Genomic DNA, 16,228 nt, shown 5'->3' with positions numbered 1-16,228 from the left:
GCACCCGTGCGGAAAGCACCCGCGCCGCTCGCGGTAAGGCATCCATCGTGGCGCAACAGCGCGGCGGCCCGAGGCCTTTCGAAGACATCCGGACCCAGGCCCCCCACGTGCACCCCGTGTGCACCCCGTGTGCACCGGCGCACCGGTGCGTCCGCCTCGCCGGTTCAGCGGACGGGGAAGCCCAGCACCATCAGCGGCGCGCCGGTCGGCCGCGGCGAGCCGCCCGCCGGTTCGACGGTGATGCCCATCCCCTTGGCGCTTCCCACCCCGCCCTCCAGGAGCACCGCGCCCGTGGGCCTGTCCGGATCCAGCAGCCCGGCGGGTCGCATACCGTCGCCGTCGTCGTACCAGAGCTGGTAGACCCTGCCGGGCGGTGGGCCCGGCAGGCGGGAGGCCGCGAACACGGCGCGGTCCAGGTCCCTGGAGACCACGACCGTCCCCGACCCGCCGCCGGGCAGTCGGCCGGTGCGGGCCGTCGCGTCGTCCGCGGCCAGCACGCCCGCAACGGTCACCAGGCGGCTCCGGTCGGCCTGCGCCTGCCGCTGGGCCTCCTCGGCGCGTTGGTGCTGCTGCCAGGCCACCGTGCCGCCCAGGGCCGCGGCCGCCGCGAGGCACGCGGCGAGGGCCCATCGCGGGGTCACGCGCCGTCGGGGCGGGGCGGGAACCCGTGCGGGTACGGGCAGCGGTCCTGTCCACGCGGCCCGGTGACCGGCGACGACCGGGCCGTCCTGGCGCACGTGCGCGATGCGGCGCAGCACCTCGGGCTTCAGCCGCGCGGGCGGCCTCTCGGCGGTGGCGAGACCGAGCCGACCCGCCGTCGCCGACAGTTCCCGGGCCTCCTGCGCGCACCCCTCGCAGCCCGTCAGATGGCGCTCGAAAGCGGCGCGTTCCCCGTCGGACAGCGCGCCGAGCGCGTACGCGCCGCTGAGCGTGTGCGGATCACCGCGCGGGTACGGGTCGGCGGGGTTCACACGATCACTCCCAGGCAGTCGCGCAACCGGATCAGTCCGTCGCGCATCCGGGTCTTGACCGTCCCGAGCGGGAGGGCGAGGAGTTCGGCGACCTCACGGTAGGTCAGGCCCCGGTAGTAGGCGAGGGTCACGGACTGCCGCTGCGTCTCGGTGAGCCCGCCGAGGCACCGGCGCACCTGTTCGCGCTCCAGACGCCGCTCCACCTGTTCGCTGGTCTGGTCGAACGCGGGGGTCAGGTCGAGCAGCGCGGCCTTCCGGTCCCTGGCCGTCGACGCCTGTTCGGAGCGCACCCGGTCCACCGCCCTGCGGTGCGCGAGGGTCAGCACCCAGCTCATGACGGAGCCGCGCGCGGACTCGTAGCGCGTGGCCGTCTGCCAGACCTCGACCATCACCTCCTGGGCCACCTCCTCCGACTGCGCCGGATCGCGCAGCACGCTGCGCACCAGGCCGAGCACCGGCCCCGCGACGGCGTCGTACAGCTCGGAGAACGCGTCCTGGTCCCCGCGCGCGACGCGACGCATCAGCACCGCCAGGGGTGGCGGCGCCGCTGTCGACGGCCCGCCGAACCGCATGGTGTCCCTCACGCCCCGCCCCTCCACCCGTTGTCGGTAGCGAGAGGTATTCGCAGCGGAGGGCCGACCGGATTGGTGTCCGGCTCAGGAGGTGCGCGCCGCCCGCCACTCGGACGCGAGCACCGACCAGATCTCCTCGTCGTGCCGCTCGCCCCGGTACAGGTAGCTGGCGCGCAGCACGCCGTCCCTGGTCATGCCCAGTCGGCGGGCGATGGCGATGCTGGGCCCGTTCGAGGACGACACCCACCACTCGACGCGCTGGATGCCCCGCTCCTCGACCGCCCAGTCGATGAGCACGCGCACGGCCCGGGTCACCAGTCCCTTGCCCACCCCCGCGGGTTCGAGCCAGCAGCCCGCTTCCGCGTTGCCCTGTGCGACGTCCATCGTCCGCAGGATGACCGCTCCGACGAGCGTGCCGTCCGCCCAGATGCCGCAGATCCGCCCGGTGTCGGACGCCGCCTTCTCCGCGTACGCCTGGAGGAAGGCCCTGCTCGACTCCAGGTCGGTCACGACGTCCGGGAGGCCGTTGCGCTCCCCGATGAACTCCCGGCCCCGGTCGATGTGGTGCAGGAACTCCTCGGCCTGCCACGGCTCCAGCGGGCGCAACTGCGCCCCGTCGTCGCCCAGCGATATCGCGTACATCGTCACCCTCCGCGCCTTCCGCGCCCGGTGCGCGGCCCTGCCGACAGCGAGTCGATCTTCTCACGCGGCGAGGGATCCACCCACTTGCCCACCCAGGGTGGTCACACCTAGGGTGACGCCATGGAGTTCAGTGAGGGACTAGAGATCAACACCTTCCAGGGCAATTGGCTGGTACGGATGTGGTGGCCGCCGGGCGCGGTGGCCGGCGGCCCGCAGAAGATCGTCGTCGAAGCCGCGCCCGACGCCCCGCCCGCCGAGGCGGCGCGCGGCATCTCCACCACCGTGCTGCGCCGACTGGACATCTCCGAGGCCGTCCGGCGGGCGCAGCGACTCGCACCGGAGACCGAGCCCTGGCGCGTCGAGACCGAGCGCCTGGAGCGGGAGGCCGGGCGCACCGCACGGCTGCTGGGCGACACGGGGGTCTCGGAGCCCTATCTGGCCCGACTGTGCGAGCTGTACCTGGATCTGGCGCGCAAGGGCGTCCCCGCTCCGGTGCCGTGGCTCGCCGAACGCCTGGAGCGCAGTCCCCAGACCGTCCGGGACCACCTGAAGGCGGCGCGGCGGGAGGGCTACATGACCGCCCTGACCGGAAAGGCCGGCGGCGAGCTGACCGCCAAGGCACTGGCCGTGCTCGGCGAGGGGGGCACGGCGGGCGCGGCCGAGTGATCACCGTCACGTCATTCCCGTACGTTCCGTGTCAACCGGATGCGCCCCGCCAGGCGTATGCGAGGTGAGACCGGATAGATCCAGGAGTGGCCGTTGACCGTCGAGGAGTTCGAAGAGTTCTACGCGCGATCGGCCGCACGGCTCACCGGGCAGCTGTACGTGATGCTGGGCGATCTGCACGAGGCCCAGGACGTCGTGCAGGAAGCGTTCGTCAAGGGCTGGAGCCGTCGGCGCCAGCTGGACCGTGACGGACAGCCCGAGGCGTGGATCCGCACGGTCGCCTGGCGCTTGGCGGCGAGCCGCTGGCGCGGGCGGCGGCGGACGGCCGAGGCGTGGACCCAGGCGGGACCCCCGCCGCACGTCGAGGGCCCAGGGCCCGATTCCGTGGCGCTCGTGGAGGCGCTGCGGGAGCTGCCGCCCAAACAACGCCGGACGCTGACCCTGCACTACGTGTGCGACCTGAGCGTCGAGCAGATCGCGGGAGAGACCGGTCTGTCCGCCAGCACCGTCAAGACGCATCTCGTCAGGGGGCGGGCCGCACTGTCGCACCGCCTCCAGGACCCGCGCACCGAGGAGGCCCCGGATGTCTGATCAGCACAGCCCCCAGGACCCGTTGAACGCCTTGTTCAAGGACGCCGCGACGGGCGGCGGATCGCGGTCCAGGCCCGTACCCGTCACGGTCATCGCACAGCGGGGGCGCCGGGCCCACCGGCGCCGCATCGTCGCACTGGCCGCCGGGACGTGCCTGTTCCTCGCCGGCGCGGGCGCGGTCACCGGCGCGCTGCTGCCCGGCGGGGGCGGCACCACGCTGCCCGCCGACTCGCCCTCCCCTTCCCCCGCGCCGTCCCCGCCGCCCTCGCCGTCACCCGGTGCGACGGAAGGGAGCCCCGGGCCCGACGTGTCGCAGATGCCGACCCACCCGCCCGACGGAAGTCCCTCGGGCGTACCCTCCAGCACGTCCTCACACGGCCGGAGTGAGCCCGACCCCACGCCCTCGAACACGCCCACCGGTACACCGAGCCGTTCCATGCCGCCGCCGGACGGCAGAACCGCACCACCGAGCTGACCGCGCCACCGAGCAGGTCGCCCCGGCGGACCGCCCGGTCCGCCGGGCCGCCCGGCGCACGGGACGGTCCGCCGGGCACCGGCCCGTCCGGCACGCACGACGCGCGCCGGACGGGCCGCGTACGTACCGCCCGCTCCCCCGCGTTCCGACGCGGCCCGCGCACTCCGCCCCACCCGCCCTCCTGACAGGAGCCCCACCCCGTGACCGCGCCGGCCCCACCCCTGCCCGGGGAAAGCCACCCCCTCACCGCCATACCCTCGGCCGGGGTCCCGCAGGTCCGTGCGGGCCGTCGCAGACGGTTCGTCCTCTCCCCTGCCGACCGCGAGGTGCTGTGGCTGTACCTGCTGGTGCGCCTCTCGCTCTGGACCACGGCCTACTGCGCGCGCTGGGTCTTCCCCCCGCGCGACACCCGCCGCCCCGCGTCGGTGCTGTCCTCCTGGCAGCAGTGGGACTGGTACCACTACCGCGACATAGCCCGCCAGGGCTACTTCCCCGACGGTGCCGGGCCCTGGCTGGAGCACTGGGACAACAGGGAGGCGTTCTTCCCCGGGTTCCCGCTCGCCGCGCGCACCGTCCACCTGGTCGTACCGAGCTGGACGGCGGCGGGTCTGCTCGTCTCGTTCGTCGCCGGTGCCGTCGCCGTACTGGCCCTGGCCCGCATCACCCGGCTGCACCTGCCCGACCGGCAGGCACCGCAGCGGGCCGTGCTGTTCTTCCTCCTCTCCCCCTGTGCGGTGTTCCTGGCCGCCGGGTACACCGAGGCCCTGTTCCTCGCGTTCGCCCTCCCCGCCTGGCTCGCCGCGCAGCGCCAACGGTGGCCCCAGGCAGCCGCCCTGGCCTGTCTTGCCACGTCGGTGCGGGTCAGCGGGCTGTTCCTCGCCGCCGCCCTGCTCGTGCACTTCGTCAGCTCCTGGAGCGAGCGCCCGCACCGGCTGCGCCCGCTGCCCTGGCTCGTCCTGCCCGTCCTGCCCGCCGCGCTCTACAGCTGGTACCTCCACTGGTACACGGGCGACTGGATGGCCTGGAAGCACGCCCAGGAGCGCGGCTGGTACCGCGACTTCCACGCCCCCTGGGAGGCGTGGAGCAACACCTGGCGCGCCGCCTTCAGCGCGGAACAGCACACCGGTTACGCCTTCATGTGCCGCGCGGAACTCCTCGCCATGGTCGTCGGTCTCGCGCTGCTCGCCCTGCTGCTGCGTCAACGGCGCTGGCCCGAGGCCGTGTACCTGTCCCTCACGCTCTGGGCGCTCGGCACCTCGTACTGGTTCACCTCCGTGCCGCGCTCGACGCTCCTGTGGTGGCCGCTGTGGATCGCGCTCGCCGCGTGGAGCGTGCGCAGACCGCGCTTCGCCCCGGTGTACCTCCTGCTGACCGTGCCGTTCACGGCCGCGTTCGCCCTGGCCTTCCTGACCGGCCGCTGGACCGGCTGAACGGATCCCCGGCAGGGCCCCGACCAGCGCCCCTCCGGACGAACCTCCCCTTCGGCGGGAAACGCACCGTGCGAAAATGCGTCTCTCATGACGTCGTAGGAACAACGGGGGAGACGCGTGAGCGATTCGATCTATGCCGAGAGCTCTTGGAACCCGCTCGCCAGGACCGTGGAGCTGGCCGAGTACACGCTCCGGGTCGGCAGCAGGACCACGCCGCTGCGCGAGCTGAACCTCGCCGCGATGGCCGATGCCTACCTGCGGGGCCGCTGGCTCGGCGGCGGTGGCGTAGAGCGCGACCTGGGCGACCTGTCCGACGGGCCGGGGCGGGTGCCCGTCACCCGCGTCACCGGCACGACGCACCCGGTGAAGGTGCGCAGGGCCGCCGAGTTCGCACGGCACCTCGGAGAGCTGACGGTCCGGCAGTGCGGCGGCCCCGAACAGGTGGCGGCGTTCGCCGCGCGGGCCCTGGCGGAGGGCGTGCCGCTGTGGATGGCACGGCGGTACGCCCCCGGGCCCGCGGGCGACATAGCCGTCGCCGTCGACCGGCGTCTGATCCGGGTGGACGTGTGGGGCCCCGCGGCGCCCGTCGTACGGATCCGCGCGCCGTACGGCCTGTACGCCGCCGACAGGTCACCGGCCCGCGGGCTGGTCGTGACCGTGGGCGCCGATACGGCCTCGCTGACCCTCACCAAGGTCTGGCGCAAGTCCCGCAGTTCCGTGACCCTCAGGACGTCGCAGGGCCAGTGGGAGCTGCACCGCGAGGGCGTCATGTCCTCGCGGCTCGTGCGCGACGGGCGGCGGGTCGCGCTGCTCGCCCGGCCCGGCCGCCGTCCCAGGCCCGAGGACGGGGCGGTGCTGATGCCGCTCGCACGGATCGGTCACGACACGTCGGATCCGCTCGACGCGGTCCTCGCACACGCCTTCGCCGTCACGTTCGGCCTGGGCGACACCACGGGCACGTACCGCTTCCGGGCACTGCCCCCGCAGCGGCCCTGGCAGTCCGAGCCGCTGCTCAGCGACTGGGGCGAGCCCTGGTACAGCAACCTCGGCTCCGGCAGCGACGACAACGAGTCGGGTGGCGGAGACGGCTGGGGCTCGGACGGCGGGGACGGCGGCAGCGGGGACGGCGGCGGCGGTGGAGACGGCGGTGGCGGAGGGGACGGCGGCGGAGGCGGAGGCGGCGACTGACCGGGCGGGGTACGGGTCAGACCGAATCCGTCGCCCCCGCTCCGATCAGTTCGCCCAGCGGGCGCCCCGCCGGGGACCGCTCGGTGCGCATGGCGTGCCGGGCCAGCTCCACCAGCTCCAGCGGGGTCAGTTCGGCGAGCGTGTCGCGGAAGTGCGCGAGGAGTCCGGAAGCGGCCGACAGGAGCGCCGCGTCGCCGTTGGGGCGCGGCGCGATCCCGTCCCCGGTCAGGAGCAGGGCCCGCACCAAGGCGTAGAGCTGGGCGGTACCGGCCTCCCGTACGGTCAGCGACAGGTGCGCCGACGCGGTGCCGCCGGTCGCGACGGCCGCGTGCGCGAAACCTCTCGGCACGTACAGGACCTCGCCCTCCCTCAGTTCCGTCTCCAGGAGCACGTCCCCCGGGTCGCCGTCCACCCGCTCGGGCTGCCAGTTCCCGTCGGGCGGTCCGCCGTACACCCGCCAGCGCTTGGTCCCGTGGATCTGGACGGCCAGCACGTCGGCGTCGTCGCGGTGCACGGGGCGTCCCCGGGCGCCGGGCGGGGTGAGGAAGTAGAACGCCTCGACCTGCCGCCCGAACCGTTCGGCCAGCCCGTCGGTGAGTTCGCGCACCCCGGCGTGCCACTGGTCGACGTAGCGCAGCAGCAGGGTGGCCCGCTCCTCTTCGACCAGGCGGCGCACCGCCCCCGCGTCCACGTAGGGTTCGACGATCTCGCCGAGCACGACGCGCGGCGCACAGAACCGGGCGGCGGCGACGAGGCCGTCTTCGTGGGCGAGCTGTACGTATGGACTCTCCTTGTCCCCGGCTGCTCCGGGGGAACCGGGCGCGACGATCGCCGCGGCCGGGATTCGACGACGGCCCCGAGTCCGGGGCTGTGATCGATGTTTGCCGCACGGACCTGCCCGGAGACAGGCCGCATACGTGTTCCATACGCCACCGTCCGCCCTTCTTGACGCCGTACTTGCGCTGCCCGGGTGGCGCGGAGCTATCGCGCGGGCTTCTCCCAGACGGAGACGTGCTGGTCGCTCTCGGCGGTGAAGGGATCCCCCTTCCAGTTCTCCCAGCGGTCGCGCAGCCGCAGCCCGGCGAGCCTGGCCATCAGGTCCAGCTCGGATGGCCACACGTACCGGAACGGAATGGAGCGGTGTTCGGCGCGGCCGTCGGCGATCGTGACGTAGTTGGAGCTCATCGCCTGGGTCACGACGTCATAGGTGTCGAACGCCCACTGCGCCGGGCCGATGCCGAACGGCACCGCGCTCTGCCCCGGCGGGAGCCTGCGCAGGGCGGGCACGCCGACCTCGACGACGAAGCAGCCGCCGGGCGCAAGGTGCTCGGCCGCGTTGCGGAAGCAGTCCACCTGGGCGTCCTGCGTGGTGAGGTTGTTGATCGTGTTGAAGACCAGATAGGCGACGCCGAAGGTGCCGGGCACCCGCGTCGTGGCGAAGTCCCCTACGGTCACGGCGACGGCGTCGCCGCCCGGCTTGGTACGCAGCCGCGCCACCATGGCCCGGGACATGTCGATGCCGTGCACCGGGACGCCCCGGCCGGACAGCGGCAGCGCGATCCGGCCCGTGCCGACGCCGAATTCGAGCGCCCCGCCGTCCCCGGCGAGCCCGGCCAGCACGTCGACGGCGGGGGCCACCTCCTCGGGCCTGAACCTCTCGGCGGACGACTCGTCGTAGGTGGCCGCGATCTCTTCGCCGAAGTAACCGTCCTCGTCAGCAGTCATGCCGGGACCGTACCGGCACCCCTCCCTTCGAATCGCCCCGTTTTCCCTGCGGACGGCGCTGCTTGACGGCGCGTCACGGGGCATCGCCCTGCCACTGCCAGCGCGTTCCGTCTCCCGGCGCCGGTCCGTACCACGTTCTGCCGCCCGGCCCGAAGCTGCCGATCTCGGTGAGCAGCGCGGCGCCCTCGGCCCGTTCGCCGGGGCTCCTCGCCGTGACGTCGAGGAGCAGTCCGTCCAGGGGGCCGCCGACCAGTTCCACGTAGTCGCGCCCCTGCCGGGGCCCGGGGTCGGGGTCGTCGTGGTCGGTGCCGTAGACCCGTACGCGCATCCATTCGTCCATCACCGCAGCGTGTCACCCGCCACTGACAATCGGCCCGGGGCCGGGACCGCCGCGGCGCCCGCGGTCATCCCAGCAGTTCGCCGGCGTACAGCGCGTACACCTCGGCGCAGCGGCGCAGCGCGGCCTCGTCGACGTACTCGTCGGGGCCGTGTGAGACGTCCAGGCGGCCTGCGCCGTAGCCGAAGGCGGGGATGCCCAGTTGGGCGTACCAGCGGGTCTCCAGGATGCCCGCGCACATCTCGAAGCGGGGCCTGGCTCCCTGGACCACGGACGCGACGCGGGCGAGCGCGGCGGCGGCCGGATGCCCCGAGCTGGTCGCGGCCGGCGGCTGGAGCTGGGTGATCTCGACGGACGCGTCGGCGCCGATCTCCCGGGCCGCGCCGTCGATGAGCGCGGTGAGGCGCTTGGCCTCGGCTTCCAGGTCCTCCTCCGGGTTGTACCTGCCGTCGACGGTGAAGTACGCGGAGCCCGGCACGACGTTGAAGTTCGAGCCGCCGCCCGAAAGGCCGCCGACCACGACCATGGTGCCAGGGGCGTCCTCGGGGGCCATCGGGAAGGCCGTGTGGCGTTCGGCCATCGCGGTGGCGTACCGCTCGACGGGACGCGCGATGTGCAGCATGTGCTGGAAGGCGTTCACGCCGCGGTCGGCCTGTCCGACGTGGGCCTCCTTGCCGCGCACGTCGACGCGCAGGGAGAGCGCCCCGCGGGCCGCGTTCCAGATGCTGCCTCCGCTGGGTTCGCCCGTCACCATGGCGAGCGCGGCGGGGTCGATCAGTTCGGCGCCGCGCAGGTGTCCGGCGCCGACGACGCTGCCGGTCTCCTCGTCGCACACCAGGTGCAGGACGACGCGTCCGGAGCCGAGGAGGCCGAGTTCCTGGGCGGCGGCCGCCCCGTACAGCATGCTGACGATGCCGCCCTTCATGTCGGCGGTGCCCCGGCCGATGATCCGCCCGTCCCTGCGCACCGCCGTGAACTGCCCGCGGTCCTGTACGGGGACGACGTCGAAGTGGCCGTGGAAGTAGACCAGTCCCTCACCGTCCGGAGTGCCCGCCGTGCCGCGTACGACGCACGGCTCTTCGAGTCCCGAAGGGGTGGTGGGGTCGGTCGCGGCAGGAGCCGCGGTGACGGGCAGGATCTCGGGGGACAGCCAGAGCCGGTCCATCGCGTCCCTCAGCACGCGCGCACAGTGCCCCAGTTCGCGTCCTGGAGGGTTCTCCGATTCGACGGCGACCAGGAGCGTCAGCAACTCGGCCATCTCTTCCGACCGTGCGTCGAGCCACTCCCTGACCCGTGCCGCGGTGTCCGTCGCGGGCTTCGTGGTGGTCGGCTTCATGGGCGGCGTGGTCATGAGCGTTCTCCCCCTCCGGTCGTGCGCGTACGGTGTACCGGCTCGCTCTCCGAGCCGGTACACCGTACGGGGCCCCGCGGGGGCCGTAACAGGGTTACGGCAGCCAGTGGTTGCCGGTGACGGCGATCATGGCCTGGAGCTGGATGCTGGAGCCGTAGTAGCTGCTGGGGTCCAGCGGGACGGAGTTCATCTTCTTCCAGAGCGCGTCCAGCCAGGTGCGGCTGCCCGCGTCGGTGGAGGCGGCCACCGCGAAGGGCGCGATGAAGGCGACCGATGAGCCGGACTCGGCGACCGAGCCGTCGAGCCGGTAGCCCTGGGCGATCTTGTTCGGGTCACCGCCCGTGGCCTGCTTGATCCAGGTGTTCATCTTCTTCACGGAGGCGAGGGACTTGGCGTCGCCCGTGGTCAGCGCGTCCACGCCGAGGCGCCAGGGGTCGCGGCAGGCGTTCCAGGAGTACGCGCCGTCCAGCTCCGACTCCAGGACCTCGCCCGGTGCGGGCTTGGGGTCCGAGGTGTTGGTGTTGACCACGAAGTCGGGGAGCAGTCCGGTGCGGGACGCGTACTTCGACTGGAGGTGGCCGATGACGTTCTGGTGCGCGGCGAGGATGCCGTCCCAGGCCGAGTCGCCGGTCGCCTTGCGGAACGCCTTGAAGTGGCCGGGCAGCCAGTCGGAGCTGCGGCTGATGGTGTTCTTGCTGCCCGACGACCAGTCGCCCAGGTTGGTCAGCTTGGTGCCGGAGACGATCTCGCTCGCCTTGATGGCGTTGATCCGCTTCACGGCGAGGCGCTTGTAGTCGTACGTCCCGGCACTGCCCCACTGCTTGTCGGCGAGGAGCAGCGCGTACGCGATCTCCAGGTCGCCGTCGGTCGCGGAGTCGCCGCCGCTGACGCTCTTGCAGTTCTCGTCCTGTTCGGCGGCGTGCAGGTCGGAGTTGATGACCGAGGGGTGGTCCAGGACGTACTTCAGGACCCGGTCGAAGGAGGTGCGCGCGTCCGGGTCGGCGCCCGCCATGGTGGCGAGGATGGTGAGCCCGTAGCCCTGGCCCTCGGCGACGTACGGGTGGTCGGCGTCGGTCGAGGAGATCGCGGACCAGCCGTTGCCGCAGCGGGAGGTGACGAAGGCGGACTTCCACTTCTTGTAGTAGGCCACCACCTTCGCGTCGTTGGCCGCCTGGTCCCCGGAGACCGTGATGGAGCCGGAGGCGTACGGGAACTTGTGGCTGCCGAAGGGCACGTTGACCCCGCCGGCCGGCGGCTCGCCGGAGCCGCTGCCGTACGCCGCCACCTCGAACAGCGAGTAGCCGTACGCGGTGGCGCGCTGCGTGCCGAAGACGCGCAGGTAGCGCCCGGTGCCGCTGACCGTGAGGTCGTCGGTGCCGCCGTCGCCGGCGGTCGTGGCGGCGATCTGGCGCCAGTTCGTGCCGTCGTCGGAGATCTCGACGCGGTACGCCTTGGCGTACGCGTCCTCCCAGTTGAGGACGACCCGGCTCAGCGCGGTGCCGGCGCCGAGGTCGACGCGGATCCACTGGTTGTCCACGCCCTCCTTGCTGGCCCAGCGGGTGCCGGGGTCGCCGTCTACGGCGAGTGCGCCGCCCAGGGCGCTCGTCTCGTTGGACGAGGTGGTGACCGGGCGGTTGAGGGCGAGGTTGTCGGCGGCCTTGACGGTCCCGGCGGGCGAGGGTCCCGGGTTCCCGAGGGGCGCGGTGGACGCGTTCGCCGATGCGGGGCCGGTCAGGCCGGCGAGGAGCCCTGCGGCGGCCGCGGCCGCGCACAGCGCGACCCGAGTCCTGTTTTGTGTAGGGGGCATGGCACTGGATGGTGGCGGGCGGGACGAGCGGGGGTCAAGACGTAAGTTAGGAAACTTTACTGTTCGTCTTTGGTTCGTTCCCGGTTCGGTTCCGGTTCGGGTCTCCCCCGCCCTTTCTTCAGCCCTCGGTCGCGCATCCTTCATGCGTCAGCGCCGCCAGCACGTCCTGTTCGAGCCCCAGCTCGAACGCCGAGTCGTACACGACGTCGCCGACCGCGTCACGTGCGGCCCGCTCGCACTCCGCGCGCAGCTGCCGCAACTCGGGCATGCCCTGCTGGGCGTGGCCGACGGCGCTCCAGTACGCCTGGCTGACCCCGGCCACGAGTGCGGCCGTCTCCCCGCGCCCGTCGGACGCGGCGGCGGACGCGAGCAGTTCGAGGCCCATCGCGATGCCGTACTTGTCGCCCAGCAGCCGTTTGGCGTCCAGCATCGACCTGGCGTGCACCCTCGCCTCTTCGGGCCTGTCGGCCATCAGCGCCAGCAGCGCCAGCTGGTAGTCGGCGTAGGACCGCGTCCAGTACTCGCCGCGCGCGAAGCAGCGCTCACGCAGCTCGCCCGCCAGTTCCACCGCCTCGTCCGTCAGCCCGAGCGCGGTGAGCGCGAAGACCCTCAGGAGGAGACAGCGCAGAAGAGCGGCCGACTCGAAGGGCGAGCCGCCCGACCGTGCCAGGGCACTGTCCGCGGCCGCGGCGGCGGCCAGCGGGCGGCCGGACAGGAGGTGGGTGATGCCCAGCAGATAGGCGGCGGACAACCGCCCCTCCGTGTCGCGGGCCCGGGACGCCTCCAGTTCGCACCGCCTGGCGAGCTCCCCGGCGCGCTCGTGCTCGCCCTGGAGGAGCGCCGCCAGACCCAGCACCCACAGGGCGCGCGTGCGGTCCGCGCCCGGTGCGTGCGGTCGGGCGAGCGCCTGTTCGATGTAGGAGCGGGCCGCTCGCAGATGGCCGCAGCAGTTCCAGAAGAACGCGACCCGCCCGGACAGTTCGAGGGCGAGCTGCGGCTCGCGCGGCAGGAAGTGGTCGAGCGCGGTGCACAGGTCGGTGTGCGCCGCGGCGACCGTGCGGTACCAAGTGGCCTGTCCCGGACCGAGCCAACCCTGGTCGGCCTTGCGGGCCAGTTCGAGGAAGTACCGGGCGTGCCGGTCGGCCACGGCGCCGGTCTCCCCCAGCTCGCGCAGCCACATCGCGCCGTACCGCCGCACGGAACCCAGCATGCGGTAGCGGCCCTGCGCGTCCTTCTCCACCACGGAGCCCGCCACCAGCCGGGCCAGCGCCTCCGTCGCGCCCGCCTCGGTGAGCGGCCCTCCCGCGCACACCTCCCGCACCGCCCTCTCGTCGAAGCGGTCGCGGAAGACCGAGAGCCGCGCCCACAGCAGCCGCTCACGGGGAGCGGACAGTTCGTGGCTCCAGCCGATGGCCGTCCGCAGGCTGTGGTGGTGGACGGGTCTGGACGGTTCGGTCGGTCCCGAGGAGTCCAGCAGGTCGGGCGGCGGCGACTCGACCAGTTCGGCGAGCACCTCCAGAGACAGGTGCACGGCCCGCGCCGCGGCGAGTTCGAGCGCGAGGGGCACGCCTTCGAGTCGTCGGCAGATGCGCAGCGCCGCCGTACTGTCCCGCACCTCCGAGACGGTGAGACCCGGCGACGCGGCAGCGGCCCGTTCGGCGAACAGGGTGAGCGCGTCTCCCTCGCACGGCAGGGGCGCGAGCGGCAGCAGCTGCTCTCCCGCCACGCCCAACGGCTGCCTGCTGGTGGCGAGCACGGTGACGCGCGGCGCCGCCTCCAGCAGACGGCCCACCAGATCCCGGCAGGCCGCGACGAGATGGTCGCAGGTGTCCAGGACGATCAGCATCTCCTTGTCCGCGAGGTACGCCAGGAGCGGGTCCAGCGGCACGCCCGTCGTGTGATCGGCGAGGCCGACGGCCGCTCCGATCGTCGCCACGAACCGCCCCTCGTCCGGAAGCGGCGAGAGGTCGGCCCAACAGATCGCGGGTACGGGCGACTTGTCGTCGCCGGTCGCCGCGTGCAGGGCGAGTCGGGACTTCCCGACACCTGCCGGGCCGGTAAGCGTGGTGAGCCGGTTCCGGACGAGCGACTGTTCAAGGCGCTCCAGTTCGGTACCGCGCCCCACGAAGCTGGTGGTCACGTCTGACAAGCTCCCGGGCTTCAAGGCCAGTATGTCCGCGCCGCTCCGGTCCGCGCGCGCGTGGGGCGATGATGCCATGCGGACGGGGCGGGACTTGCTCAACAATGCGGACGGGCCCCGCGGATCCACGGCCGGACGGTACCCTTCGGGACCGCACAGGAGTGCGGAAGTCCACGTGCGGCCCACGGCCGTGTTCCCGGCCCGGCGCGTGCTTCCGCGCGGGGTGCCGGAAGCGGTGCGGCACGGATATCGCGGTGCGGCCCGCACGTCGCGCGTCTAGTGTCGACCGGCATGAGAACGGAAGGCGGCACTGCGGCGGTCCCGGACGACGAACAGGACGAACAGCAGGACGAACAGTACGGGCGGCTGCTCAACGTGGTCGACGTGGAGGCGACCTGTTGGGCGGGGCAGCCACCGCCGGGCCAGGTGCACGAGATCATCGAAATCGGCCTCTGCGTGGTCGACTTGGCCGCGGGTGAGCGCCTGGCCAGGCACCGGATCCTGGTGCGCCCGGCCCGGTCGGCCGTGAGCGGGTTCTGTACGGAGCTGACCGGGCTGACGCAGTCCGAGGTGGACACCGGTGTGTCCTTCGCCGAGGCGTGCGCGATCCTGGCGCGGGAGCACCGCGCGGGCCGGTGGCCCTGGGCGAGTTGGGGCGACTACGACCGCAAGCAGTTCACCGCGCAGTGCGGCCGCGGCGGCCCCCCTTACCCGTTCTCCGGACGGCACACCAACGCCAAGGCGGCCTTCACCGAGTCGTACGGGCTGCGGAAACGGCCGGGCATGGCGCAGGCGCTCCGGGTCGCCGGGCTACCGCTGGAGGGACGGCATCACAGCGGTGTCGACGACGCGTGGAACATCGGCGCGCTGGTACTGGACGTCCTGGGCAGGGAGGGATGGCCGCACCACTAGGGAGCCGGGCCGCACGGTTGCCTGGTGTCCGTCCGGTCGCGCGACCGGACGGACACCAGGCAATCACAGGTACGTCACCGGGCGAATGCCCCACCGGGTAAATGCCTCACCGGAGCGGCGCCACTCCCTCTCCCTCGTCCCACAGTTCGGCGCTCCGGCTCGCCACCAGCGCGCCGATCCGGGCGAGCACGTCATCGGCCGGCGCCGGGGCGATCCTGCGTCCGTCGCGCAGCCGCAGGGCAACCCGTCCGCCCGCCGCCTCCCGTGATCCGACGACCGTCTGGTAGGGCACGAAGCGCGCCTGCCTGATGCGGGCACCGAGGGTGCCCTGCTCGGGCGCCGCCAGTTCGGCGCGCAGCCCCTGTTCGACACAGCGGCGCACCAGCGCGGCGGCGTGCGGGAGTTCGGCGTCGGAGACCGGCAGGACGACCAGTTGGGTGGGGGCGATCCAGGCCGGGAACGCGCCGCCGTGCTGTTCGACGAGGAAGGCGACCGCCCGTTCCACGCTGCCGATGACGCTGCGGTGGACCATGACCGGGCGGTGCTTGGCGCCGTCCGCGCCGATGTAGTGGAGGTCGAACCGTTCGGGCTGGTGGAAGTCGATCTGGACGGTGGAGAGGGTGGATTCGCGCCCCGCACTGTCGGTCACCTGGACGTCGATCTTGGGGCCGTAGAACGCCGCTTCGCCCTCGGCCCTTTCGTAGGGAAGTCCCGAACCGTCCAGCACGTCGGACAGCAGGGCGGTGGAGCGGCGCCACAGTTCCGGATCGGCCACGTACTTGCCGCCGGGTCCGGGAAGGGAGAGGCGGTGGCGGACGCGGGTGATGCCCAGGACCCGGTACGCCTCGCGGATCATCGACAGGGCGGCGGCCGCCTCTTCGGCGGCCTGTTCCAGGGTGCAGAAGATGTGGGCGTCGTTGAGGTGGATCGCCCGCACCCGGTTGAGGCCGCCCAGGACGCCCGAGAGTTCGGAGCGGTACATCCCGCCCAGTTCCGCCATCCGCAGGGGCAGTTCGCGGTAACTGTGCGGGCGGGAGCGGTAGATGAGGGCGTGGTGCGGACAGAGGCTCGGTCGCAGGACGACCTGCTCCGCACCCAGGTCCATGGGCGGGAACATGTCGTCGCTGTAGTGCGACCAGTGCCCGGAGATCTCGTACAGCTCCCGTTTGCCGAGTACGGGAGAGTGGACGTGGCGGTAGCCGGCCAGGCGCTCCGCCTCCCTGACGTACTCCTCCAGGGCGTGCCGCACGGTCGCGCCGTCGGGCAGCCAGTACGGCAGGCCCGCCCCCATCAGGGGATCGGTGTCGAACAGGTCCAGCTCGCGGCCGAGCTTGCGGTGGTCGTACACGGTGGTCTCCTCGCGTGGAAGTCAACGGGCGAGTGACCACAGTCGAAAGCCCCGGGGCACTCGCCCCGGGGCT

General features: G+C 72.9%; 16 protein-coding genes. 6 read left to right on the top strand and 10 right to left on the bottom strand.

Annotated features, from left to right (window positions below; all coding sequences use genetic code 11):
• Nucleotides 1–164: 164 nt before the first annotated feature.
• The 3 genes from ACIBNE_RS03655 to ACIBNE_RS03645 all read right to left on the bottom strand — a co-directional run bounded on the left by ACIBNE_RS03655 (nucleotide 165) and on the right by ACIBNE_RS03645 (nucleotide 2,185).
• Nucleotides 165–971 carry an anti-sigma factor domain-containing protein gene (locus ACIBNE_RS03655; RefSeq protein WP_399269083.1) on the bottom strand — a complete coding sequence of 269 codons (807 nt, stop codon included), beginning with the start codon at nucleotides 969–971 and terminating at the stop codon, nucleotides 165–167.
• Nucleotides 968–1,543 (bottom strand): sigma-70 family RNA polymerase sigma factor, encoded by a 576-nt coding sequence (locus ACIBNE_RS03650; protein ID WP_399270052.1) that lies wholly within the window; start codon nucleotides 1,541–1,543, stop codon nucleotides 968–970. The genes ACIBNE_RS03655 and ACIBNE_RS03650 overlap by 4 nt, the downstream gene beginning before the upstream one ends.
• Before the next feature lie 84 nt (nucleotides 1,544–1,627).
• Nucleotides 1,628–2,185 carry a GNAT family N-acetyltransferase gene (locus tag ACIBNE_RS03645; protein ID WP_399270050.1) on the bottom strand — a complete coding sequence of 186 codons (558 nt, stop codon included), beginning with the start codon at nucleotides 2,183–2,185 and terminating at the stop codon, nucleotides 1,628–1,630.
• 120 nt (nucleotides 2,186–2,305) lie between these two features.
• On the opposite strand from ACIBNE_RS03645, the gene ACIBNE_RS03640 reads away from it, so the two are divergent.
• The 5 genes from ACIBNE_RS03640 (at nucleotide 2,306) to ACIBNE_RS03620 (ending at nucleotide 6,535) form a co-directional block, all read left to right on the top strand.
• A complete protein-coding gene (locus ACIBNE_RS03640) occupies nucleotides 2,306–2,851 on the top strand; it encodes a hypothetical protein (protein WP_399269081.1) in 546 nt (181 codons plus the stop codon).
• A gap of 93 nt (nucleotides 2,852–2,944) precedes the next feature.
• Nucleotides 2,945–3,442 carry a SigE family RNA polymerase sigma factor gene (locus ACIBNE_RS03635; protein WP_399269078.1) on the top strand — a complete coding sequence of 166 codons (498 nt, stop codon included), beginning with the start codon at nucleotides 2,945–2,947 and terminating at the stop codon, nucleotides 3,440–3,442.
• Nucleotides 3,435–3,917, top strand: a complete 483-nt coding sequence (locus ACIBNE_RS03630) for a hypothetical protein (protein ID WP_399269076.1) — start codon at nucleotides 3,435–3,437, stop codon at nucleotides 3,915–3,917. Before ACIBNE_RS03635 ends, ACIBNE_RS03630 begins: the two co-directional genes overlap by 8 nt.
• Nucleotides 3,918–4,117: 200 nt before the next feature.
• Nucleotides 4,118–5,347, top strand: a complete 1,230-nt coding sequence (locus tag ACIBNE_RS03625) for a mannosyltransferase family protein (RefSeq protein WP_399269074.1) — start codon at nucleotides 4,118–4,120, stop codon at nucleotides 5,345–5,347.
• 117 nt (nucleotides 5,348–5,464) lie between these two features.
• The gene (locus ACIBNE_RS03620; RefSeq protein WP_399269072.1) at nucleotides 5,465–6,535 is read left to right on the top strand and encodes a hypothetical protein; all 1,071 of its coding nucleotides are present in this window, start codon (nucleotides 5,465–5,467) and stop codon (nucleotides 6,533–6,535) included.
• A gap of 16 nt (nucleotides 6,536–6,551) precedes the next feature.
• Here ACIBNE_RS03620 and ACIBNE_RS03615 read toward each other — a convergent pair whose 3' ends face one another.
• The 6 genes from ACIBNE_RS03615 to ACIBNE_RS03590 form a co-directional block, all read right to left on the bottom strand.
• Complete coding sequence (locus ACIBNE_RS03615) at nucleotides 6,552–7,253, bottom strand: JmjC domain-containing protein (protein ID WP_399269070.1); 702 nt, start codon at nucleotides 7,251–7,253, stop codon at nucleotides 6,552–6,554.
• 263 nt (nucleotides 7,254–7,516) lie between these two features.
• A complete protein-coding gene (locus ACIBNE_RS03610) occupies nucleotides 7,517–8,260 on the bottom strand; it encodes a class I SAM-dependent DNA methyltransferase (protein WP_399269068.1) in 744 nt (247 codons plus the stop codon).
• Nucleotides 8,261–8,333: 73 nt separating this feature from the next.
• Nucleotides 8,334–8,600: a hypothetical protein gene (locus ACIBNE_RS03605; RefSeq protein ID WP_399269067.1), complete on the bottom strand. Its 267-nt coding sequence runs from the start codon at nucleotides 8,598–8,600 to the stop codon at nucleotides 8,334–8,336.
• A gap of 64 nt (nucleotides 8,601–8,664) precedes the next feature.
• Nucleotides 8,665–9,948: a M20 family metallopeptidase gene (locus tag ACIBNE_RS03600; protein WP_399269065.1), complete on the bottom strand. Its 1,284-nt coding sequence runs from the start codon at nucleotides 9,946–9,948 to the stop codon at nucleotides 8,665–8,667.
• A 94-nt stretch (nucleotides 9,949–10,042) separates the two neighbouring features.
• On the bottom strand, nucleotides 10,043–11,755 hold the full coding sequence (locus ACIBNE_RS03595; RefSeq protein ID WP_399269063.1) for a glycosyl hydrolase family 8: 1,713 nt from the start codon (nucleotides 11,753–11,755) through the stop codon (nucleotides 10,043–10,045).
• Between the two features lie 118 nt (nucleotides 11,756–11,873).
• Entirely contained in the window at nucleotides 11,874–13,895 is a 2,022-nt protein-coding gene (locus tag ACIBNE_RS03590) for an ATP-binding protein (protein WP_399269061.1), read from the bottom strand.
• A 291-nt stretch (nucleotides 13,896–14,186) separates the two neighbouring features.
• Here ACIBNE_RS03590 and ACIBNE_RS03585 point away from each other — a divergent pair, with 291 nt between their 5' ends.
• The gene (locus tag ACIBNE_RS03585; protein ID WP_399269059.1) at nucleotides 14,187–14,807 is read left to right on the top strand and encodes an exonuclease domain-containing protein; all 621 of its coding nucleotides are present in this window, start codon (nucleotides 14,187–14,189) and stop codon (nucleotides 14,805–14,807) included.
• A 106-nt stretch (nucleotides 14,808–14,913) separates the two neighbouring features.
• Here the strand turns inward: ACIBNE_RS03585 and thrS are convergent, their stop codons facing one another.
• The gene (gene thrS / locus ACIBNE_RS03580; RefSeq protein ID WP_399269057.1) at nucleotides 14,914–16,155 is read right to left on the bottom strand and encodes a threonine--tRNA ligase; all 1,242 of its coding nucleotides are present in this window, start codon (nucleotides 16,153–16,155) and stop codon (nucleotides 14,914–14,916) included.
• Between the last annotated feature and the right edge of the window lie 73 nt (nucleotides 16,156–16,228).

Source organism: Streptomyces sp. NPDC050504, from assembly GCF_044458065.1.
GTDB lineage: Bacteria > Actinomycetota > Actinomycetes > Streptomycetales > Streptomycetaceae > Streptomyces.
This window is presented reverse-complemented; position numbering and strand designations above follow the sequence as displayed.